Source organism: Amycolatopsis sp. MJM2582 (assembly GCF_000754115.1).
GTDB classification, from domain to species: domain Bacteria; phylum Actinomycetota; class Actinomycetes; order Mycobacteriales; family Pseudonocardiaceae; genus Amycolatopsis; species Amycolatopsis japonica.
Window position 1 is genome coordinate 1,864,409 of sequence record NZ_JPLW01000001.1, and the last position, 21,712, is coordinate 1,886,120.

Consider the following 21,712-nt stretch of genomic DNA (forward strand, 5'->3'; position numbering starts at 1 on the left):
GTAGGGTGACCCGCTGTGAGCGAGCCTTCCTCCCCGGCGCCCGGTCTCGACCGGCCCCGCCGGTCTCGGTCGATCACCGTGCTGCTGCCGGTGCTCGGGTTGATCGCCGTCGCGCTGTGCGGGTTGTTCGTCTTCGGCACGGTGACCGAAAAGGTGGGCCCGCTCGCGGTGGGGATCGGTGTGCTCGCGGCGCTGGTCCCGGTCGCCGTGGTGGTCACCGCGTTCCTGTGGGTCGACCGCTGGGAGCCGGAACCGCCGAAGCTCCTGCTGCTGGCCTTCGTCTGGGGCGCGTGCGTCGCGACGATCATCGCGTTGCTGCTCAACAGCGGCGCCGAGGCCGTCGGTGACCTGCTGCTCGGTACGGGCGTCGGCGGCAAGATCAGCGGGCTGGTCTCCGCGCCGCTGGTCGAGGAGGCCGCGAAGGCCGTTTTCATCCTGTTGCTGTGGTGGCGCCGCCCGAGCGAGTTCGACGGCGTCGTGGACGGCATCGTCTACGCCGGGTTCACCGCGGCGGGCTTCGCCTTCACCGAGAACATCTATTACTTCGGCCGCGCGTTCGCCGAGCACGGTTTCGGCGACGGCACGAGCGCCGGTGTGCTCGCGGCGTTCTTCCTGCGTGGCGTGCTCTCGCCGTTCACGCATCCGCTGTTCGCCGTGATGACCGGGATCGGCCTCGGGGTCGCCGCGAGCAGCAAGGTCCGCTCGCTGCGGATCCTGGCGCCGATCGGCGGCTACCTCGTCGCCGTGCTGCTGCACGCGCTCTGGAACGGCGCGGCGCTGCTCGGTGGCGCCAAGACCTTCCTGAACGTCTACTTCCTGATCATGGTGCCGCTGTTCATCGGCGTCTTCTCCGTGGTGGTCATGCAGCGGCGCCGCGAGCAGCGGATCGTCGCCGCGGCCCTGCCGATGATGGTCGACGCCCGCTGGATCGCCCCGTCGGAGGTGTCGCTGCTGGCCAGCCTCTCCGGACGGCGGTCGTGGCGGAAACAGGCCCGGAAGCAGTCGGGGCGGGAGGCGGCGAAGGCCGTCGGCCGCTACCAGGCCAGCGTGACCGAGCTCGCGTTCCTGCGGCGCGGCCCGAAGCTCACCGACGAGGCGAAACAGCGGCAGAGTGAACTGTTGCAGGTGCTCAAGACGTCACGGGCCGAGGCCGTCCGGCTCGCCGACGGCGCGCCGCGCGGGTGACCACGGTCAGGTGAAGCTGGTCACGAGCGCCGGGTCAGACCCGGGGCGGAGGGTTACCCTCGCGCCGTCGTCTGGTACCCGCGACCGCAGAGCGGGACTGGAACGAGTTGAGGAGTTTTCGACCATGAGCGTCCATTGGCGCACGCCATGATGAGGCCCGCTCGCCTGGCCGTGGGCGTTGTCTCCGCAGGTCGCGTCGGCAGTGTCGTGGGCGCGGCGCTCACCAGGGCCGGGCACACGGTCGTCGCCGCTTCGGGCCTTTCCCACGCTTCGGTGCGCCGGGCGGAGCAACTGCTCCCCGACGTGCCGCTCCTGCCGCCCGACGAGGTCGCCCGCCGGGCCGATCTGGTCCTGCTGGCCCTGCCGGACGACGCGCTCGCCGGGATGGTGCGTGGTTTCGTCGCCACCGGTTCGCTGCGCCCGGGACAGATCGTCGTGCACACCTCCGGGTCGCACGGCATCGACGTCCTCGCGCCCGCCGCCGAAGCGGGCGCGCTGCCGCTGGCGCTGCACCCCGTGATGACCTTCACCGGCCGTCCCGAAGACCTCGACAGGCTCGCCGCCTGCAGTTTCGGCGTCACGGCGGCGGAGGGTGACGAGGCGGCGTGGAACGTCGGCGAGGCGTTGACCGTGGAGATGGGCGCGGAGCCCGTCCGGGTCCCCGACGAAGCGCGAGCGCTCTATCACGCGGCGTTGGCACACGGTGCGAACCACCTGATGGCGCTGGTCGCCGACTGCGCGGAACTGTTGCGGGAGGCGGGAATCGCCCAGCCCGAACGCCTGGTGGCTCCGTTGTTGTCGGCGGCGTTGGATAATGTTCTGCGACACGGGGACCGCGCACTGACCGGGCCGGTGGCCCGTGGTGATCTCGGCACCGTGCGCAAGCATCTCGCGGTGCTGGCCGAACGTGGCCCCGACATCGCCCCGAGCTATCGCGCGCTGGCCAAGCGCACGCTGGCGCGCGGCGACGCCGCCGGGCTCTTGGACGCCTCGGCCGCCGCCGAGCTCACCGAACTCCTCAGTGACCCCGCCGAAGGGCAGCAAAACCAGTGACCACACCGAAATTCGCCCGAGGCACGCTGCACACCTTCCAGCCGCCGGAGCAGGTCAGCCAGGTGACGCGTGCGCTGCACGGCGTCGGCCGCAAGGTCGCGCTGGTGCCCACCATGGGCGCACTGCACGCCGGTCACCGCGAGCTGATCCGCCGGGCGAAGCGGCTGCCGAACACGGTCGTCGCGACGTCGATCTTCGTGAACCCCCTGCAGTTCGGGGAGGGCGAGGACTTCGAGGCGTACCCGCGTCCGCTGGACAAGGACCTCGAAGTGCTGAAGGAGGACGGAGTCGAGCTGGGCTTCCTGCCCAAGGCGTCGGATCTGTATCCCGAAGGGGCCACCGTCACGGTGCATCCCGGCCCGCTCGGCGACGAGCTGGAAGGCGCGGTGCGGCCGGGGCATTTCGCCGGCGTGCTCACCGTGGTGGCGAAACTGTTCAACATCGTGCGGCCGGATTACGCCTTCTTCGGGGAGAAGGACTACCAGCAGCTGGTGCTGATCAAGAAGATGGTGCGCGACCTGAACTTCGACACCCGCGTCATCGGGGTGCCGACGGTCCGGGAGCGTGACGGGCTGGCGTTGTCCTCGCGCAACGTTTACCTGACTCCGGAACAGCGCGAGGACGCGATCGTGTTGTCGGCGGCGCTCACCGCGGGTGCCTTCGTCGGACGCGACGGCGCGGAAGCCGTGCTGGCGACCGCCAGGCAGACCCTCGCCGCGCGACCCGCGGTCGAGGTCGATTATCTGGAATTGAGGGGAACCGACCTCGGGCCCGCGCCCGTCGACGGTGAGGCGCGTCTGCTGATCGCGGCCAGGGTGGGGAGTACCCGGCTGATCGACAACGTCCCGGTGGTGCTCGGCGCGGCCGTGGACCATCCGGAACACGCGCCGGACGCAGGGGAATAGGGAGAGTCCACGATGTACCGCACGATGCTGAAATCGAAGATCCATAGGGCGACGGTCACCCAGGCCGATCTCCACTACGTCGGATCGGTGACCGTCGACGAGGACCTGATGGACGCGGCGGATCTGCTGCCGGGCGAACAGGTGTCCATTGTGGACGTCACCAACGGCGCGCGGCTCGAGACCTACGTGATCGCGGGCGAACGCGGCAGCGGGGTGCTCGGCATCAACGGCGCCGCGGCGCATCTGGTGCACCCGGGCGATCTGGTGATCCTGATTTCGTACGCGCAGATGGAGAACGCCGAGGCGGCCGCGTTCCGGCCGCGCGTCGTCTTCGTCGACGCGGACAACCGGATCGTCGAGAAGGGCGCCAACCCCGGGCACGCGCCGGAGGGCTCCGGCCTGTTGAGCGGCACCGTGACCCTGGCCGACGACGACACGATGACCTTCCCGGTCGCCGAAACCGCCGACGCCCGCCGTCTCGACGCGCTGCTGCACGCCGAAAGCTGAGTCCTTGCTGCTCACGATCGACGTCGGCAACACCAACATCGTTCTCGGGCTGTACTCGGGAAACGACCTGACCGGTGACTGGCGGATGCGCACCGACGCGCGGATGACCGCCGACGAACTCGCGCTCACCATGCGCGGGCTGCTCGGCTCGCACGCGGACGCGGTCACCGGGATCAGCGCGCTGTCCACGGTTCCCGCCGTGCTGCGGGAGCTGCGCGTCATGCTTTCGCGGTACTACGCCAGGGTGCCGAAGATCGTCATCGAGCCGGGAGTGCGCACCGGTGTGCCGCTTTTGGTCGACAACCCCAAGGAGGTGGGCGCGGACCGGTTGGTGAACACCCTGGCCGCGCACCACCTGCACCCGTCCACCGCCTGTGTGGTGGTGGATTTCGGGACTTCGACCAATGTGGACGCCATCTCCGCCAAGGGCGAGTTCCTCGGCGGCGCGTTCGCGCCCGGGATCGAGATCTCGGTCGACGCGCTGGCCGCGCGCGCCGCGGCGCTGCGGAAGGTGGAGCTGGTGCCGCCGCGGTCGGTGATCGGGAAGAACACCGTGGAATGCCTGCAATCCGGCATCCTCTACGGTTTCGCCGGCCAGGTCGACGGCCTGGTGAAGCGGATCAAGCGCGAGCTCTCACCGGGCGGGGCGGATCCGGTCGCGGTGATCGCGACCGGCGGCCTCGCGCCCCTGGTACTCGGCGAGTCCGAGACGATCACCGAGCACGCGCCCGATCTGACGCTCCTGGGCCTCCGGCTGGTCTACGAGCGCAACCACCGCGTTTAGTCCTCTGAATGCGGTCCTTGCGCGGGCAACTACCGCGTTTAGAGGACTAAACGCGGCGGGAGGCGATCATCAGCACCCGCCGCGTCATCAGGTCCTGGTTCCGCAGCGTCTGTTCGAGGCTCGCCCGGAGCCGCGAAGGATCGTCGCCCGATTCCGCCGCCAGCTCCTCCAGACGTTCGAGCGAAAGCTCCATGGTCCGCCGCTGCCGCGCCCGCCAGTCCGGCGTCTCCTCGTAGGTGAGGACGTCGAAGCCGGCGGCCTCCAGCAGCGGCCGGTGGTCGGCGACCTGGGGCGGCCGGTTCACCGGCTGCCCGTCGAAGTCCCAGGTGGTGACAAGCAGCCGCCCACCCGGCGCGAGGATCCGCGCGAACTCCTCGCAGGCGCGCCGCTTGTCGGGCGCGAACAGCAGCGCGTCGACGCTCATCACCGCGTCGAACGACGCGTCCTCCAGCCCGGTGTCCTCGAAGTCGCCGACCCGGAACTCGGTCGCCTCGACGTCCATCGCTTCGGCTCGGCGCCGTGCCGACGCCAGTGCCGTCGCCGCGATGTCGATGCCGGTGAGCGTCGCGTACGTGCGCGCGGCGACCCAAAGCCCGGGACCGCCGCGCCCGCAGCCGATGTCGGCGAGCCGGCCACCGGGCTCCAGCTGCGCTTCGGCCGCGATGCGGCGCAGGTCGGTCCGGGTCACGAAGCTGTAGGTGTCCAGCTCGGCGGGGTACTCGTCACCGTAGACCTCCGCCCAGATCCGCGCGGACACCGCCGACGCGGGGGCGCCGAACGTCGTCGTGAACGCGGCCTTCCAGTCGGTCATCGCTTACGCGCCCGGAAGACGGTGGTGGTGATCGGCAGATCGAATTCCCCTGACGCGGTTTCCGGATTCCGGTCGAGGAATTCCCGCGCCGTGCGGAGTTTGGCTTCGCGTTCCTCCGCCGGGGCCACCAGGATGTGCGAATGGGTCGCGAGGGTGGCCACGAGGGTTTCCGCCGTCCTGGGTTGTTTGTGACCGAACGTCTTCTTCTCGAACGGCTCGAAGGCCTCGTGTCGCGGCAGCGATTCGTAGTCGCTCAGCCAGCGCCTGCTCATCGACGTCTTGATCAGGGCGTTCAACTCCGCCAGCCAGCCCGCCGACTCGTCGTCGTGGTTCCACAGCGCCGCAACGACTCCGCCCGGCCTCAGCACCCTGGCCATCTCCGGATAGGCCCGGTCGAGATCGAACCAGTGGACGGCCTGGCCCACCACCACGGCGTCCACGGCTCCGTCCGGCAGCGGGATCTCCTCGGCGGTCCCGATGAGCGGGGTCACGGCGGGAAGTGTCCTGGTGAGCTCGGCGAGCATCTTCTCGTCCGGCTCGACGGCGGTCACCGCGACGCCCAGCGCCAGTAGTCCTTCGCTGACCTTGCCGGTCCCGGCCGCCAGGTCCAGGACCCGCTCCGGGGCTCCCGCCGCGCCGGCCAGCCCCCAGGCCAGTGCCTTTTCCGGATAGTCCGGCCGATGCGCGGCATAGTCGGCGGCCTTCGCGCCGAACGAGGCGGCGCGGCGGGCGTGCAGTTCGGGTTCGATGCCGGGAGTGGATGAGTTCACGCGCTCAAGGTTAATGGAGAGAAAACCGGCCGGTCCGGACCCGGAAAAGGTAATCCGGTTGGCGTAGGGAACCGGCGGGTTCGTACGCTGTGCGCCATGACTGAAATCCCCGCATCCGAGGGCGTGAGCCCCGACGAAGACCTGCCGGAACAGATGCGGGTGCGCCGGGACAAGCGCGACCGGATAATCGCGGAGGGTATCGATCCGTATCCGGTCGAGGTGCCCCGGACGCACTCGCTGGCCGAAGTGCGCGCGAAGCATTCCGGTCTTCCTGTCGACACCGCCACCGGCGACATCGTCGGTATCACCGGCCGGGTCATGTTCATGCGCAATACCGGCAAACTGTGTTTCGCGAGTCTTCGTGAAGGCGACGGCACCGAGTTGCAGGCGATGCTCAGCCTCGCGAAGGTGGGCGAGGACGCGCTCGCGGCGTGGAAGTCCGATGTCGATCTCGGTGATCACGTATTCGTCTCCGGTGAGGTCATCACCTCCAAGCGCGGTGAGCTTTCCGTGATGGCCGACTCGTGGCGCATCACGTCGAAAGCATTGCGCCCGTTGCCCGTGGCGCACAAAGACCTGGCCGAGGAAACGCGGATCCGGCAGCGTTATGTCGATCTGATCGTGCGTCCCAAGGCGCGGGACGTGGTCCGTACCCGCGCCGGTGTGCTGCGTTCCCTGCGTGACTCGTTTCACGGCCGGGGATTCCTCGAGGTCGAGACCCCGATGCTGCAAACGCTGCACGGCGGCGCCGCGGCGCGGCCATTCGTCACGCATTCGAATGCCTTCGACCTCGATCTGTACCTGAGGATCGCGCCGGAGCTGTACCTCAAGCGTTGCGTGGTCGGCGGTATCGAGAAGGTCTTCGAGATCAACCGGAACTTCCGGAACGAGGGCAGCGACTCCTCGCACTCGCCGGAGTTCGCCATGCTCGAGTACTACGAAGCGTATGCGACCTATGACTCCAACGCGGTGATGACGCGGCAGCTCATCCAGGAGGCGGCACAGAACGTTCTCGGTACTCAGGTGGTCACTCTCGCCGACGGTTCGGAGTACGACCTGTCCGGCGAGTGGACCACGCTCGGAATGTACGAGTCGTTGTCCGAGGCGTTGTCGGAAGAGGTCACTCCCGAGACATCGGCGGACAAGCTGCGTTCCTATGCCGAAGCGCGAGAGCTGGAGCTCGACCCTAAGTTAGGTCACGGCAAACTCGTCGAAGAACTTTGGGAACATCTCGTCGGCGATCATCTCCACGAACCCACTTTTGTCCGTGATTTTCCGGTCGAGACATCCCCGCTGACCAGGCAACATCGCAGCAAGCCGGGGGTCGCGGAGAAGTGGGATCTGTACGTGCGCGGATTCGAACTGGCCACCGGATACTCCGAGCTGGTCGATCCCGTGGTGGAGCGTCAGCGTCTGGTGGAACAGGCTCGGCTGGGTGCGCAGGGTGATAGTGAGGCCATGAACCTGGATGAGGATTTCCTCCGCGCGCTGGAGTACGGAATGCCGCCGAGCGGTGGTGTCGGAATGGGGATCGACCGGTTGCTGATGGCGCTGACCGGCCTTGGTATCCGGGAGACCATCCTGTTCCCGCTCGTCCGACCCGAATAACCCGTCCGCGTGACAGATACCTCGATCGTTCTCGTAAACAAGATTTGCGTTATGAGTCGGTAGCGGGTATTAATGTCGCTAGACAAAGTCTTCTGTCCGGGGCATGCCCCGTACCAGATCATTCGTGTAAGCCCCCAGCAGGAGGAAACAGATGGCACAGAAGGTGCTCGTCTCGCTCGTCGACGACCTCGACGGCACTGAGGCGGAAGAGACCGTCGAGTTCGGTTTGGACGGTGTGAGCTACCAGATCGACCTTTCCGCGGAAAACGCGGAAGAGCTTCGTGACGCGCTGGCCCAGTATGTGGAGCACGCCCGTCGCGCGGGTGGCCGTAAGCGCACCGCCATTCGTCCGGTCGCCGGCGTGAAGGCCGCCGCCCGTCCCGCGACCGTGGACCGCGAGCAGAACCAGGCCATTCGCGCCTGGGCCCGCAAGAACGGCTTCCAGGTTTCCGACCGTGGGCGTATCCCGTCCGAGGTCGTGGAGGCCTACCACAAGAAGAACTGAGGTCTTTCAGACCAGACGGCCGCCGGGAAACTTTTCCCGGCGGCTTTCTTGTTCTTGTACACGGTTCAAGCGGGCGTACTCGGTGGGCGCCCATCCGGTCACGGAGCGGAAATCCCGGGTGAAGTGCGCCTGGTCGCTATAGCCCAGCGTGAACGCCAGTTCCGCGTAGTCCGGCCGTTCCTCGGCCGCGATCCGTGCCGCCGCTTCGTTCAATCGGTATACCTGAATCGCCCATTTGGGGGCGGTACCGACATGTTCGGCGAACAGGCGTTGCAGGCTTCGTTGAGACAGGCCCGTCCGGCTTGACAGCTCGGCGACCCGGGTAATGGACGGCTCGGCCGCGATTGTTTCCACCGCTTCGATGGCCGCCGCGGCCGCGGCGGTGAGCACGGGGTGTTTCGCGAGGAGCAGTTCCTCCGCGACACGGACCATTTCGAAGTCGTCCGTCGCATTCCGTACCGATTCCGTCACTCCGCCGTCGCCGGGGAAGAGATCGGTGAGCGGAACGGAACCGCCGGAGATCATCGAGACCGGACCGCCGAGGAATGCCCGGAATGCCCCGGGACGGAATCGCACGCCGATACCGTGGTCCGTGCCCTCGACGAGGTAGCGGAAAGGCCGTTTCCCCGGCCCGAACGCGCCGGCCGCGAGACGGAAGAACGTGACGTTCACCGCCAGATTGGGCAAAACCACCTGTTCCGCGCCCGGTCTGCCGCGCAGATCCCACCGCAGCACCCAGTGATGGTCGACGTACGGGCGCAGTTCCGGCGAGGGCGGATGCCGGACGAGGCTGAACTTCGCCGCCCGCGCGTTGACGATCCCCGCCGGGATCCGGTGCCCGCTCACCGGATCAACCTAACCTTGTCGCGTTTCTTCAAGACAGCGCACGGGTCCTCGTGAACTCATGGCCTCATGTCCGAACACGCCGCCCTGATCGCCCCCGCCGCCGCGGAGTTCACCGGAATCCTGCGCGGGATCGGCGAAACCGACCTCTCCGCCCGCACGCCGTGTGCCGAGTACGACGTCCGCGCGTTGCTGAACCACCTTCTCTACTGGGGCCCTTGGCTCGAAGCCGCCGGGAGCAAGACGGCACCGCCCGAGGTGTCCGTCGGTGAGGCCGAAGCGGGCCTCGTCGACGGCGAATGGCTCAGCGCCATCGAGAAACAGACCGCGCGGCTCGTGGACGTCTTCGGGACATCCGAAGCGTGGCAGGGCACGACGGCGCTCGGCACGGCGGAAATGCCGTCCTCGTTCGTCGGCGACATGGTGCTCGGTGAGTTCGTCTTCCACGGCTGGGACCTGGCGAAGGCGACCGGCCGCTCGCTCGACGTCTCACTCGAAGCAGCCGAGGCGGTCTTGGCGTCCGCCGTGGCGATGGGCGAACAGGCCCGGGCGATGAAGGTGTACGGGGAAGAAGTGCCCGTCGCGGAAGGCGCGACGACGTTCGAACGCGCTTTGGGTGCGACAGGGCGAAACCCCGGCTGGCTCCCTTAACGGACCCGCGGGCAACCGCCGCATTCCGATTCCGCGGGAAGCAGATAGTTGTAACAGCAGCCTTCGCGGTTTCGCGTCCACTCGCGGCGTCCGTCGGCTCCCGATGTCAGGGTCAGCTTCGACGCGGACGTCAGCGGCGGGAACCGCGTTTCGAGGACCAGGGCGGCGTCCGCGACCCCGGCGCCCTCGGCCTCCGGAGTCCCGCCCAGCCGCCCCGCCGACCACAGCGCGTTGTCGAGCGCGTCCGTGGCGGCGGCCCACAACTGGCGCCGCCCGAGCCTCGTCAGCGGCCCGTAGACGTCGATGAACCGGCTCGCGTGCGCGACGTACCGGACCCGCAGGACGGTCGCGAGCGCCCGCTCGTCCGGGACCACGACGGCCCTCGGATGCGCCGAACCCGCGTCGGTCGGCAGGCAGTGGAAGCCGTCGCCGAGAACGGCCACCGAGTCCGGGTGGGGCCGGTCGGCGCCGATCCGGAACGCCAGCGCGGACGGCGTCAGCGACGGGACGCGGCGCTCGTGATGAAGCAGCATCGCGCCAGCGAGGGCCGGGACGTGCAGGTACCAGGACAGGATCCAGCTCGCCGGGGTCCGCTCGGGGATCACAGGGGCTTCCCGATACGTCTCGGCGAGCCAGCCGGTGAGCCGCTCCCGCCAGCGCAGGAGACGGGCCGGTTCGCGGAGCAGGTCGCCGCAGCGGACCCAGCCCGGCTCGTCCTCCGGCACGTCCGCGCGGAGCCGGGCGTCTTCGGGCATCCTCGACAGGGAGGCGCGGAGCCCGTCCTCGCGCGACGCGAGCGTGCGGGGATACGACACACCGGGCCTCCCGTCATTAGGTACGCCTAACCTTACATACCGTCCGTGACTACTCCGGACGGGTGTCCATCCACTGGGCGGAGCCTGTGTTCGCGCTCAGCGGACAACCCTCGTCCGGCGGAATCCGGACGCGTGTTCGCACGTTGGGCTTGACGTAAAGGTGCAGGGCAACCGGAAGATGAAAGAGCGCACGGCCGGAGAACGGCCGGGGCGCGAACGGGCCGCAATCAGCCGTAGTGGTACGCCAGCGCGACCGCATGGCTACTAGAGTGGTCTCACGGTGCTGAATCCATCGCGGTGAAAGCACGATGGAAACGGGCCGCCGTCGCAGCAGTCGAGGGAGTGCACATGTTTGAGAGGTTCACCGACCGCGCGAGGCGGGTGGTCGTCCTGGCCCAAGAAGAGGCCAGGATGCTCAACCACAACTACATCGGCACCGAGCACATCCTCCTGGGTCTGATCCACGAGGGTGAAGGTGTCGCCGCCAAGGCGCTGGAATCGCTGGGCATCGCGCTGGAGGGCGTCCGCCAGCAGGTCGAGGAGATCATCGGCCAGGGGCAGCAGGCCCCGAGCGGGCACATCCCCTTCACCCCGCGGGCCAAGAAGGTGCTTGAGCTGTCGCTGCGCGAAGCGCTGCAGCTCGGCCACAACTACATCGGCACCGAGCACATCCTGCTCGGGCTGATCCGCGAGGGTGAAGGCGTCGCCGCACAGGTGCTCGTCAAGCTCGGCGCGGACCTCAACCGGGTGCGTCAGCAGGTCTTGCAGCTGCTGTCGGGCTACCAGGGTGGCAAGGAGTCGACCGAGACCGGCTCCGGACGCGGTGAAGGCACCCCGTCGTCGTCGCTGGTGCTCGACCAGTTCGGCCGCAACCTGACCGTGCAGGCCCGCGAAGGCAAGCTCGACCCGGTCATCGGCCGGGGCAAAGAGATCGAGCGGGTCATGCAGGTGCTGTCGCGGCGCACCAAGAACAACCCGGTCCTCATCGGCGAGCCCGGCGTCGGCAAGACCGCCGTCGTCGAAGGGCTCGCGCAGAACATCGTCAAGGGCGAGGTCCCGGAGACGCTGAAGGACAAGCAGCTCTACACCCTCGACCTCGGCTCCCTGGTCGCCGGTTCCCGGTACCGCGGTGACTTCGAAGAGCGCCTGAAGAAGGTGCTCAAGGAGATCAAGACCCGCGGCGACATCATCCTGTTCATCGACGAGCTGCACACGCTCGTCGGCGCGGGTGCCGCCGAGGGCGCGATCGACGCCGCGTCGATCCTGAAGCCGATGCTGGCCCGTGGTGAGCTGCAGACGATCGGCGCGACCACGCTCGAGGAGTACCGCAAGTACATCGAGAAGGACGCCGCGCTGGAGCGCCGCTTCCAGCCGATCCAGGTCGGCGAGCCGTCGCTCGAGCACACGATCGAGATCCTGAAGGGTCTGCGTGACCGGTACGAGGCGCACCACCGCGTCTCGATCACCGACGGCGCGCTGGTGCAGGCGGCCACCCTCGCGGACCGCTACATCAACGACCGCTTCCTGCCGGACAAGGCGATCGACCTGATCGACGAGGCCGGCGCCCGGATGCGCATCCGCCGCATGACCGCGCCGCCGGACCTGCGCGAGTTCGACGAGAAGATCGCCGACGTGCGCCGGGACAAGGAGTCCGCGATAGACGCGCAGGACTTCGAGCGCGCCGCCCGCCTCCGTGACGAGGAGAAGACCCTCCTCGGCCAGAAGGGCGAGCGGGAGAAGCAGTGGAAGGACGGCGACCTCGACGTCGTCGCCGAGGTCGACGAGGAGCAGATCGCCGAGGTCCTCGCCAACTGGACCGGTATCCCGGTGTTCAAGCTCACCGAGGAGGAGACCACGCGTCTGCTCCGCATGGAGGAGGAGCTGCACAAGCGGATCATCGGCCAGGAGGACGCGGTCAAGGCCGTCTCCCAGGCGATCCGCCGCACCCGTGCCGGCCTGAAGGACCCGAAGCGCCCCTCCGGTTCGTTCATCTTCGCCGGCCCGTCCGGTGTCGGTAAGACCGAGCTGTCCAAGGCGCTCGCGGCGTTCCTGTTCGGCGAGGACGACGCGCTCATCCAGATCGACATGGGTGAGTTCCACGACCGCTACACCGCTTCGCGGCTCTTCGGTGCCCCTCCGGGCTACGTCGGCTACGAAGAGGGCGGCCAGCTGACCGAGAAGGTGCGGCGCAAGCCGTTCTCGGTGGTGCTGTTCGACGAGATCGAGAAGGCCCACCAGGAGATCTACAACACGCTCCTGCAGGTCCTCGAAGACGGCCGTCTCACCGACGGTCAGGGTCGTACGGTCGACTTCAAGAACACCGTGCTCATCTTCACGTCGAACCTGGGTACCTCGGACATCTCCAAGTCCGTTTCGCTCGGGTTCTCGTCCGGCGGTGACAGCACCAACCGGTACGAGAAGATGAAGCAAAAGGTCAACGAGGAGATGAAGAAGCATTTCCGGCCGGAGTTCCTGAACCGGATCGACGACATCATCGTCTTCCACCAGCTGACCAAGGAACAGATCATCGAGATGGTCGATCTGATGATCGCCCGGGTCGAGACGCAGCTCAAGGCCAAGGACATGGAGCTGGAGCTCACGCCCAAGGCCAAGTCGCTGCTCGCCAAGCGCGGCTTCGACCCGGTGCTGGGCGCGCGGCCGCTGCGTCGCACGATCCAGCGCGAGATCGAGGACCAGCTGTCGGAGAAGATCCTGTTCGGCGAGGTCCAGCCCGGCCAGATCATCCTGGTCGACGTCGAAGGCTGGAACGACGAAGAGGGCGAGAAGGACGACAAGGCGCACTTCGTCTTCCGTGGCGAAGCCCGTCCCTCGTCGGTCCCGGACGCCCCGCCGGTGAGCATCGGTGCCGGCTCGACCGAAGAGAACGGTGAAGCCGAGGGCGAGTAACGCCTCTCTGCTCCGGAAGTGCCCGTCGCGGTTCGCCGCGGCGGGCACTTCCGCGTTTTCGGTGCGGTGTGTCGTCCGCCCAATCACGCGTGTTCCGCCTTCAATCACGCGAGTTCGCCGTCCAATCACGCGAGTTCCGTGTTCCGTCACGTGAGTCACGTGTTTCCGTACGGACGCCATTCGTGTGCGGATGGACGACACGCGTGATTGGGCGGACGACACGTGTGATTGGGCGCGGGACTCACGTGATTGGGGCCGTGACTCGCGTGATTGGAGGCGGAACTCGGGTGGGGTCCTTGCGGTTGCGGAAGGCCCCGAGGCGGAAGCGCGCCTTCGTGGGAACTCTGGTCTTCGAGCCTCGACCGATATAAGGTCTACATTATGGTCGGCTGATGCAGTGGGAGATCGAACTTCACGAGGAAGTGGATCGCTGGTTCGCGGCGCTGTGTCGGGAAGAACCGCGTACGGCCGACCGGGTCGAAGAGGCGATCGACATGCTGGCTCGTGAAGGCCCCCGGCTCGGGCGGCCGCTGGTCGACCGGATCAGCGGATCGCGAAGACACAACTTGAAAGAGTTACGCCCGGCGTCGGCCGGGCATACCGAGATCAGGATCTTGTTCGTCTTCGATCCGGTGCGCAGGGCCGTGCTCCTGGTGGCCGGTGACAAGGCCGGAAACTGGAAACGGTGGTACGACATCAACATCCCGATCGCGGAGGAGCGATACCGGCACCATCTCGACGCGATGGAGGAAGGCTGAAATGGGTCGGTCCTGGAAAGAGGTCAAGGCCGAAAAGCTCGCCGCGGACCGTGACGCCGGCCGCGACGTCGAAGCCGCACGGGCCGAGGCGCGAGAAGCCACTCAGGCGTACGTTCTCGGCTTCCGGCTGTCGCGACTGCGTGAGGACGTCGGACTGAGCCAGGCCGAGGTCGCCAAGCGGATGGGTGTCAGCCAGCCGCGGATCAGCCAGCTCGAGCAGGGTGATCCGAGCCAGATGGAATTGGACACGCTCCGCAGGTACATCGGCGCCTTGGGCGGCCGGATGCGCGTGGTCGCCGATTTCGACGATCACGACGTCACCATTTCCACCGCCGTCTGAACCCGCCCCGGTCTCCCGATCTTCGCGTGAGACGATGCCCTTCGGGTCCGGGAGGGGGTCAGGTGGACGTTCTGGCGATCGATTTCGGTACCTCCAGCACGGTGGGGGTGCTTTCGATCCACGGCAGAGGGACGCAGGTCGTCGAGATCGACGGGTCGGTGACGATGTCGTCCGCGATCTACGCCGACAAGGACGGCACGGTCTTCGTCGGCCGGGACGCCGAACGCCGGGCCCGGCTGGATCCGAGCCGGTTCGAGGCGAATCCGAAGCGGCGCATCGACGAGGGCGCCCTTCAGCTCGGTGACCTCTCGCTTCCCATCGCCGACGCGTTCGCCGCGGTCCTGCGCCGGGTCGGCGAAGAGGCCGAGCTGCTCCTTCAGCGGATGCCCGCGCAGGTGCGCATTTCGCATCCCGCCGGCTGGGGCCCGGATCGCAAACAGATCCTCCGCGACGCCGCCCTCAAGGCCGGATTTCCCACCACGGTGCTGATTCCCGAGCCGGTCGCGGCCGCCGCGCATTACGCCTCGCTCAACAACGGCAGGCGCCCGCCCGGTCCGATCGCGGTGTACGACCTCGGGGCCGGCACCTTCGACTGCGCCGTCGTCGGCGTGAGCGCGCAGGGGTTCGCCGTGCTCGCCGAGGACGGGCTGCCCGATCTCGGCAGTCTCGACATCGACCAGGCGCTGCTGGTGCACATCGGCCGCGAGGTGTCGCATTCCGATCCCGCGCACTGGCAACGGATCCTGCGCCCGCAGTCGGTCAGCGACCGCCGGACGCGCCGGTCGTTGCTGCAGGATGTCCGTGACGCCAAGGAAAGCCTGTCCCGCCACCAGCAGACCGAGATCCCGATGCCGGAGCCCTTCGGCGACGTGCGGGTGACGCGGATGGAGCTCGAAGCGCTCGTCCGGCCGAGTTTCCTGCGCAGCGGCGAACTCCTGGCCACCACGATCCATCGCGCCGGGCTGACCCCGGACCGGCTCGGCGGCGTCTACCTCGTCGGCGGGCCGAGCCGGATGCCGTTGCTGGCGAGCCTGCTGGCGAACCAGCTCCGGATCGCGCCGACCACGCAGGACCAGCCGGAGACGGCGGTCGCATTCGGGCTGCATCACGTGCCCGCCGGTGGCGAGGATTCCCAGCTGACCGTGCCCGCTTTCGCGCCGGTGCGGCCACAGCCCGTCCAGCAGCAGGTGCAGCAACAACCCCCGCCTGTGCGGCGTCCGCAGCCGCCGCGCTGGACACCGCCGCAGCCACCGCCCGGCCGGAACTGGCAGAAACCCACGACCTACGGCGTCGTCGCGCTCGCCCTCGCGGCGATCGTGACGACGATCGTCCTGCTCACCGGCGGCGAGGACGAGCCGGTCGCCGGACCGGCCCCCGCGAAACCGGTGAGCTGCGATCAGCCCGGGACGAAGGACGCGCAGGGGTTCACGGACTGTCTCCGCCGGATCGCCGCCGTCATCCCGCAGCGGGACGAATGCCGGGACGCGCCGGACGCGGCCGCAACGGTGGGCGCGTCGTCGGCGGTCACCTGCGTGTTCAAGGACGCCAAAGGATCGAACGCGATCAACTACTACCAGGGCGTCGCGATGACCGGCCTGGAGGACGGCGTCCGGCAGCGGATGACCAAGGGCAAGCCCGCGGAGGGCACCTGGGCGGCTGACGGCCTCCGAGGGCGCTACGTGGCGGGCGTAGGCGCGCGAAGCGGCATCGTGCTCTTCGGGACCGAAGACGCGCCATTGAGCGCGATGCTCGTCTCGACCCGCAGCGACGGCACCGCGCGGACGACCGCGGAAATGGTCGAGTTCTTCACCGCACAGCTCAAACCTTGATCAGTGCAGGGTGCCCGCGGGCGTCGAAAGGTCTTCGGTCACCGAAAGCGCGGTGTCCACGATGATCTCCAGCGCCTCGGCGGCACGGTGCACGGCCAGGCTCGGCGCGGTGGTCCGCGCGGCCTGCTCCGGGGTGTACGGCACGTGCACGAAACCGCCGCGCACCCCGGGGAAGTCGTTGTCCAGCAAGTGCATCAGGCCGTAGAAGACCTGGTTGCACACGTACGTCCCGGCGGTGTGCGAGACCGACGCCGGCAACCCCGCGTCCTTGATCCCCGTGACACAGGCCTTCACCGGCAAGGTGGTGAAGTACGCGTTGGGCCCGCCGGGGATCACCGGGACGTCGACGGGCTGCGAGCCCGCGTTGTCCGGGATGCGGGCGTCGATCAGGTTGATCGCGACCCGCTCCGGGGTGACGTCGGGGCGGCCGCCCGCCTGGCCGACGCAGATCACCAGCTCCGGGCGGTACTCGTCGATCGCGTCGCGCAAGGTGACCAGCGAACGCGAGAAGACGCACGGCAGTTCGACGGCCACGGTGTCGTGCCGACGGCCGGTGAGCAGGGAAACCGCCTGCCACGACGGATTCACCCGCTCACCGCCGAACGGTTCGAAACCGGTGAGGAGCACAGACGTCATGCCCTCACCCTAACGTGTGACGCACCTCAGGCGGCGGGCTTGAGGTCCCCCGGGTACAGGTACTCGGGCGCCGGCTTGGTGTTGCCGTAGAACCACGCGTCGAAGAAGCCCTGGAGGTTCTTGTGCGCGACGCGCTCGGCGAACTTCTGGAACTCCGGCAGGCTCGCGTTGCCGTCGCGGTGGATGGCGGGCCACGTCTTGAGGATGCGGTCGAACGGCGCCGCGCCGATGTAGTTCTTCAACGCGTGCAACGCCACCGGGCCCTTCGAGTACACGTAGGTGAATTCGTTGCCGGGCCCCATGTCGTACAGCTTCCCGGCCCAGAACCGGTCCGTCGCCTTCTGCACGGCGTTCAGGTAACGCGCCTTGAGGTCCTGGCCCGACTTCGCCTCGGACCACAGCCATTCCGCGTACGACGCGAAGCATTCGTTGAGGCAGACGTCCTTCCACTTGTCGACGGCGACCGAGTCGCCCCACCACTGGTGGGCGTTCTCGTGCACGATCGTCGGGATGTTGCCCGCCGCGCCCGAGTAGATCGGCCTGCTCAGCGTCTCCAGCGAGAACCCGATCGGCTCGGCGAGGAAGATGCCGCCCGCCGCGTCCACCGGGTAGCGCCCGAACTTCGACGCCAGGAAGTCGATGATCTCCGGCAGCCGCGCTTCGGCCTGCTTGGTCGACGCGGGGGTGCCGGGGGCGTAGGCGTTGACGACCGGGGTGCCGTCGGACAGCTTCGTCCGCTCGAACTCCCATTTGTCGATCGCGACCGTCGTCATGTACGGCACGGCCGGGGTCTCTTCGGCCCAGACGTAGGTGGTCTTCGCCCCGTCGGCGAAGTGCCCGCGCTCGCGGCCGTTCGAGATGACGCCCCATTCCGAGGGCACGGTGACGGCGAGGTGGAAGGTCGCCTTGTCACGCGGGGTGTCGTTGACCGGGTACCAGGTGGTCGCGGATTTCGGCTCGCCCGCGACGAACGCGCCGCCGGATTTCGCGTACTGCCAGCCGTTCTCGCCCAGCGACGGATCCTCGATCGGCTGCGGGACACCGTGATACGCGATTTCGGCGGTGAACCGCTCGTGGTTCCGCAGCGAACGCGCCGGGGTGATCACGAGTTCGTGGTCGCCGGTGCGGGTGAAGGCCGCCTTCCGCCCGTTGACCTTGACCGAATCGACGGTCAGCCCGTGCAGGTCGAGGTTGAACGAGCTCAGCGCCTGCGTGGTCCGTCCGGTGATCGTCTGCAGGCCGGTGAGCTGTTTGGTGGCGGGCTCGTAGCCGATTTTCAGGTTGTAGTCGCCGACGTCGTAGCCGCCGTTGCCGTCCTGCGGGTAGTAGCTGTCGCCCGCGCCGTCGGCGCCGGGTTTCCCGGTGTCGGCGAGGGCGGTCCCGCCGCCGAGGACACTCGCGGCCAGAACGGCGGCGATGACGGCCGCACTCCGGTACCTCATTCACGCTCCCAGTCGATCGGCTGTGACTTGGCCTCGAACGTAGCCCCGTGACCTCGCCCTACCGCCCGGAAAGCTCCTTCGTGCCCGGATAATCCCCACTTCCGTCGCCTGACTGGGCTATGCGTTTGCGGCTTCTGGAAAGCTGGGGTCCGTGCGTGTGACGCTGCTGGGCCCGGTCGGAGCGGAGGCCGGTGACGGCACCCCGGTCGACATCGGCGGTGCCCGCCTCCGCATGCTCTTGGCCAGGCTCGCGCTGGAGCCCGGCCGCGCCGTCCCGGCCACGTCTCTCGTCGACGGTCTTTGGGGCGCGGAGCCGCCCGCCGACGCGGCGAACGCGCTGCAGTCCCTGGTCTCGCGGCTGCGCAAGGTCCTGCGCGCCGAAGACGTCGCCCTCGACTCCGGCCCGGGCGGTTACCGGCTGGACGTCGCCCGCGAGGACGTCGACGTATGCCGCTTCGAGCGGCTGGCCGCGGAGGGACGCGCGGAACTCGCGGCGGGCCGGGACGCCGGTGCGGCCGCGATCCTCGCCGAGGCGCTCGGGCTCTGGCGTGGTCAAGCACTGTCCGACGTCCTCGACGCTCCTTTCGCGCAGGCGCCCGCGACCCGCCTGGAGGATCTACGCCTCGAAGCCGCCGAAGACCGCTTCGAAGCGGAGATCCGGCTCGGCGGGCATGACCGGGTGCTGGCGGATCTCAAGGAGGCCGCCGCCCTCCATCCGCTGCGCGAGCGGCTCGCCGGGCTGTGGATTCGGGCGCTGTGCGCGGCCGATCGCCAGTCCGACGCCCTCGCGGTCTACGAGGAGGTGCGGGCGGCGCTTGCCGACCAGCTCGGCGTCGACCCCTCGGCCGAACTCCAGGAGATCCATCTCGCGGCGCTGCGCGGCGAACTCGGCCCGCCACCCGCGCCCGCCGATCATCTGCCGGTCCGGCTGACCAGTTTCGTCGGCCGTGACGACGAGCTGAAGCTGATCGCCGAACTCCTCGCCGGCGCGCGGCTCGTGACGCTCGTCGGGCCCGGCGGCGCCGGGAAGACACGGCTGGCCACGGAGGTCGCGACGCGGCATCCGGCGCACGCGCGCGGACGCGTCTGGTTCGTGCCGCTCGCCGGCGTCCGCGACCCCGGCGACCTGCCCGGCGCGGTCTTCGCGGCGCTGGAGCTGTGGGATCTCGGCCTCACGCACACAGGCGATCCGATGCGCCGACCGGCGGACGCGCTGGCCAGGGTCGTGGAGACGCTCGGCGCCGGTGAATCGGTGCTGGTGCTGGACAACTGCGAGCATCTGGTCGACGCGGCGGCGGAGCTGACGAACACCCTGCTGCGGCGGGTGCCGACCTTGCGCGTCCTCGCGACGAGCCGGGAGGCGCTGGCCATCGACGGCGAGACGTTGTGCCCGCTCGGTCCGCTGTCCGTCCCGGAAGGCACGCCGACCGTCTCCCAAGCGGCGGAGGCGGGCGCGATCCGCCTGTTCGTCGACCGGGCGGTGGCCGTGCGCCCGGACTTCCGGCTCGACGAGTCCACAGTGGACGACGTCGCGCAGATCTGCCGCAGGCTGGACGGGATGCCGCTGGCGCTGGAGCTGGCCGCGGCGCGGCTGCGGTCGATGACCGTCGCGCAGATCTCGCAGCGTCTCGACGACCGGTTCCGCCTGCTGACCTCCGGCAGCCGGACGGCGCTGCCGAGGCAGCGCACGCTGCGTGCCGTGGTCGAGTGGAGCTGGGACCTGCTCGACGACGCCGAACGCGTGCTCGCCAGACGGCTTTCGGTGTTCGGGGGCGGTGCCGAGGTCGAAGCGGTCGAAAGCGTCTGCGCCGACGACGATCTGCCCGTCGAGGACATCCTGTACGTCCTCGGCTCGCTCGTCGAGAAGTCCATTGTGGACGCGATCGCGGGTGAGCACGGCGAGCCGCGCTACCGCATGCTGGAGACCATCCGGGCCTACGCGGCGGAACGTCTCGACGAGGCCGAAGAGCGGGAACGGCTGAGGAAGGCCTATCACCGCTACTACGCGCAGCTAGCCGAGCGGCTGGAGCCGATGCTGCGGACGGCGGATCAGCTCGTCGCGATCTCCCGCTACGACGTGGAGCACGGCAACATCGTGACCGCGCTCCGCCAGGCCATCGACGCCGACGACGTCGACATGGCGATGCACCTGTTCGGCGGCACGTTCTGGTATTGGCTGATCAAGGGCGACAGCGAGCGGGTCGAGTCCTTCGTCGCCGAAGTGCTCACTTTCGGCGACCGCCTGGAGGATGATTTCGCGGCCGCGTTCCAGGCGATGCGCGAGATCACCACGATGGTGCCCGGCGTCGGCGACCCGGAAGCCGTGCGCTCGCTCATCGACGAATGCGTCCGGACCGGCGCGTACAACCGGTTCGCCGGGCTGGCCATCGGCCTGCCCATGCTGGCCTTCTTCTCGCAGGACAAGAAGCTCGCGCACCGCGAGGTGGAACGGGCGCTGTCGAGCGAGGATCCGTGGTCGAGGGCGGCGGGATCGTGGGCGCACAGCTTCGTCCTCACCGACGACGGTGATCCCGACGGCGCCGAACAGGCCAGGGACCGGGCCTACGAAGGGTTCCTCGCGCTGGGCGACCGGTGGGGCACCGCGATGGCGCTGGGTATGAAGGCGAGCGACATCTCGATGTCCGGCGATCACGAAGCCGCGCTCGCGCTGTACCGCCGAGGGCTCGCCCTCGCGCTCGAACTGGGTTCGCAGGACGACGTGATCCAGCAGCGCTGGCGGCTCGCGACGGAGTACGCGCGGGCGGGCGACCTGGACACGGCGACGCGCGAGATGATCGAGGCCGAGCGCTACGCGAACGAAACGGGCAACGCCCAGCTCGCGGTGATGGTGCTGGTGGGCAAGGCCGATCTGCTCTGCCGCGCCGGACGCGTGGACGAGGCACGCGAGGCCGCCGTCCGGTTCCGGGAGAAGATGACCTCGGTCGCGGCGCCGGGCATGTTCGGCGAGGAGTTCGGCGGCTACATCGACACCGAGATCGGGCTGGCCGCCGGGGATCTGGCCGCGGCGGAGCGCGGTGCCGCGGTCGTCGTGAAGTCCACCGCGGAACGCGGCGACATCGCCGACCTCGGGCGGATCGTCGAGGTCTGCGGCCTGATCCGGTTCCGGCAGGGCGACCCCGAGACCGCCGTCCGGCTGCTCGGCGCGGCGAAACTGCTGCGCGGCAGGCTGGATCTCGGTGAGCCCGCCATCCGGGACCTGATCGGCGAACTTCGCGAGCGATTCGGCGAAAAGCGCTACGAAGCCTTGCTCACACAGGATGCCGGGCTTTCCCGCCCCGACCTGATGTCCTGGATCCTGCGGGAAGTGGGCGCGTGAAGAAGGGCCCCTCGCCCGGCAGTGGC

General features: G+C 68.7%; 19 protein-coding genes. 13 read left to right on the top strand and 6 right to left on the bottom strand.

Translation table 11 applies throughout. The features are described from left to right. Positions 1-15 precede the first annotated feature (15 nt). From ED92_RS09185 to ED92_RS09205, 5 genes are all read left to right on the top strand, one after another. Positions 16-1,185 (top strand): PrsW family intramembrane metalloprotease, encoded by a 1,170-nt coding sequence (locus tag ED92_RS09185; RefSeq protein WP_081975729.1) that lies wholly within the window; start codon positions 16-18, stop codon positions 1,183-1,185. A 147-nt stretch (positions 1,186-1,332) separates the two neighbouring features. Next, a complete protein-coding gene (locus ED92_RS09190) occupies positions 1,333-2,238 on the top strand; it encodes a Rossmann-like and DUF2520 domain-containing protein (protein ID WP_037335227.1) in 906 nt (301 codons plus the stop codon). Continuing rightward, positions 2,235-3,143, top strand: coding sequence for a pantoate--beta-alanine ligase (gene panC, locus ED92_RS09195; protein ID WP_037335229.1), 909 nt, complete (start codon positions 2,235-2,237; stop codon positions 3,141-3,143). The genes ED92_RS09190 and panC overlap by 4 nt, the downstream gene beginning before the upstream one ends. 12 nt (positions 3,144-3,155) lie before the next feature. Further along, on the top strand, positions 3,156-3,650 hold the full coding sequence (gene panD / locus ED92_RS09200) for an aspartate 1-decarboxylase (protein ID WP_016337767.1): 495 nt from the start codon (positions 3,156-3,158) through the stop codon (positions 3,648-3,650). 4 nt (positions 3,651-3,654) lie between these two features. Beyond that, the gene (locus tag ED92_RS09205; protein WP_037335231.1) at positions 3,655-4,434 is read left to right on the top strand and encodes a type III pantothenate kinase; all 780 of its coding nucleotides are present in this window, start codon (positions 3,655-3,657) and stop codon (positions 4,432-4,434) included. Positions 4,435-4,480: 46 nt separating this feature from the next. On the opposite strand, the gene ED92_RS09210 is transcribed toward ED92_RS09205, so the two are convergent. Continuing rightward, positions 4,481-5,245 (bottom strand): class I SAM-dependent methyltransferase, encoded by a 765-nt coding sequence (locus ED92_RS09210; RefSeq protein ID WP_037335233.1) that lies wholly within the window; start codon positions 5,243-5,245, stop codon positions 4,481-4,483. Beyond that, positions 5,242-6,015: a class I SAM-dependent methyltransferase gene (locus ED92_RS09215; protein ID WP_037335235.1), complete on the bottom strand. Its 774-nt coding sequence runs from the start codon at positions 6,013-6,015 to the stop codon at positions 5,242-5,244. The genes ED92_RS09210 and ED92_RS09215 overlap by 4 nt, the downstream gene beginning before the upstream one ends. A 96-nt stretch (positions 6,016-6,111) precedes the next feature. Here ED92_RS09215 and lysS point away from each other — a divergent pair, with 96 nt between their 5' ends. Together lysS and ED92_RS09225 are read left to right on the top strand one after the other, a co-directional pair. Next, entirely contained in the window at positions 6,112-7,623 is a 1,512-nt protein-coding gene (gene lysS, locus ED92_RS09220) for a lysine--tRNA ligase (protein WP_037335237.1), read from the top strand. A gap of 151 nt (positions 7,624-7,774) precedes the next feature. Next, the gene (locus tag ED92_RS09225; RefSeq protein ID WP_005165380.1) at positions 7,775-8,128 is read left to right on the top strand and encodes an Lsr2 family protein; all 354 of its coding nucleotides are present in this window, start codon (positions 7,775-7,777) and stop codon (positions 8,126-8,128) included. A 6-nt stretch (positions 8,129-8,134) separates the two neighbouring features. Here ED92_RS09225 and ED92_RS09230 read toward each other — a convergent pair whose 3' ends face one another. Further along, positions 8,135-8,974: an AraC family transcriptional regulator gene (locus ED92_RS09230; RefSeq protein ID WP_037335240.1), complete on the bottom strand. Its 840-nt coding sequence runs from the start codon at positions 8,972-8,974 to the stop codon at positions 8,135-8,137. 66 nt (positions 8,975-9,040) lie between these two features. Here ED92_RS09230 and ED92_RS09235 point away from each other — a divergent pair, with 66 nt between their 5' ends. Continuing rightward, positions 9,041-9,622 (top strand): TIGR03086 family metal-binding protein, encoded by a 582-nt coding sequence (locus ED92_RS09235; protein ID WP_037335243.1) that lies wholly within the window; start codon positions 9,041-9,043, stop codon positions 9,620-9,622. On the opposite strand, the gene ED92_RS09240 is transcribed toward ED92_RS09235, so the two are convergent. Next, positions 9,619-10,377: an iron-sulfur protein gene (locus ED92_RS09240; protein ID WP_369797392.1), complete on the bottom strand. Its 759-nt coding sequence runs from the start codon at positions 10,375-10,377 to the stop codon at positions 9,619-9,621. The two genes, ED92_RS09235 and ED92_RS09240, sit on opposite strands and share 4 nt — an antisense overlap. 408 nt (positions 10,378-10,785) lie before the next feature. Here ED92_RS09240 and ED92_RS09245 point away from each other — a divergent pair, with 408 nt between their 5' ends. The 4 genes from ED92_RS09245 to ED92_RS09260 all read left to right on the top strand — a co-directional run bounded on the left by ED92_RS09245 (position 10,786) and on the right by ED92_RS09260 (position 16,271). Continuing rightward, on the top strand, positions 10,786-13,344 hold the full coding sequence (locus ED92_RS09245) for an ATP-dependent Clp protease ATP-binding subunit (protein ID WP_016337759.1): 2,559 nt from the start codon (positions 10,786-10,788) through the stop codon (positions 13,342-13,344). Positions 13,345-13,736: 392 nt separating this feature from the next. Next, positions 13,737-14,102, top strand: coding sequence for a type II toxin-antitoxin system RelE/ParE family toxin (locus tag ED92_RS09250; RefSeq protein WP_037335247.1), 366 nt, complete (start codon positions 13,737-13,739; stop codon positions 14,100-14,102). 1 nt (position 14,103) lies between these two features. Continuing rightward, entirely contained in the window at positions 14,104-14,442 is a 339-nt protein-coding gene (locus tag ED92_RS09255; RefSeq protein WP_037335250.1) for an XRE family transcriptional regulator, read from the top strand. A gap of 62 nt (positions 14,443-14,504) precedes the next feature. Continuing rightward, positions 14,505-16,271, top strand: a complete 1,767-nt coding sequence (locus ED92_RS09260) for an Hsp70 family protein (RefSeq protein WP_037335252.1) — start codon at positions 14,505-14,507, stop codon at positions 16,269-16,271. Here the strand turns inward: ED92_RS09260 and pcp are convergent, their stop codons facing one another. Both pcp and ED92_RS09270 read right to left on the bottom strand, forming a co-directional pair. Beyond that, entirely contained in the window at positions 16,272-16,907 is a 636-nt protein-coding gene (gene pcp, locus ED92_RS09265; protein WP_037335254.1) for a pyroglutamyl-peptidase I, read from the bottom strand. A 26-nt stretch (positions 16,908-16,933) separates the two neighbouring features. Further along, on the bottom strand, positions 16,934-18,349 hold the full coding sequence (locus ED92_RS09270; RefSeq protein ID WP_037335256.1) for a M1 family metallopeptidase: 1,416 nt from the start codon (positions 18,347-18,349) through the stop codon (positions 16,934-16,936). A 151-nt stretch (positions 18,350-18,500) separates the two neighbouring features. Here ED92_RS09270 and ED92_RS09275 point away from each other — a divergent pair, with 151 nt between their 5' ends. Further along, positions 18,501-21,686, top strand: a complete 3,186-nt coding sequence (locus ED92_RS09275; protein WP_037335258.1) for a BTAD domain-containing putative transcriptional regulator — start codon at positions 18,501-18,503, stop codon at positions 21,684-21,686. Positions 21,687-21,712 lie beyond the last annotated feature (26 nt).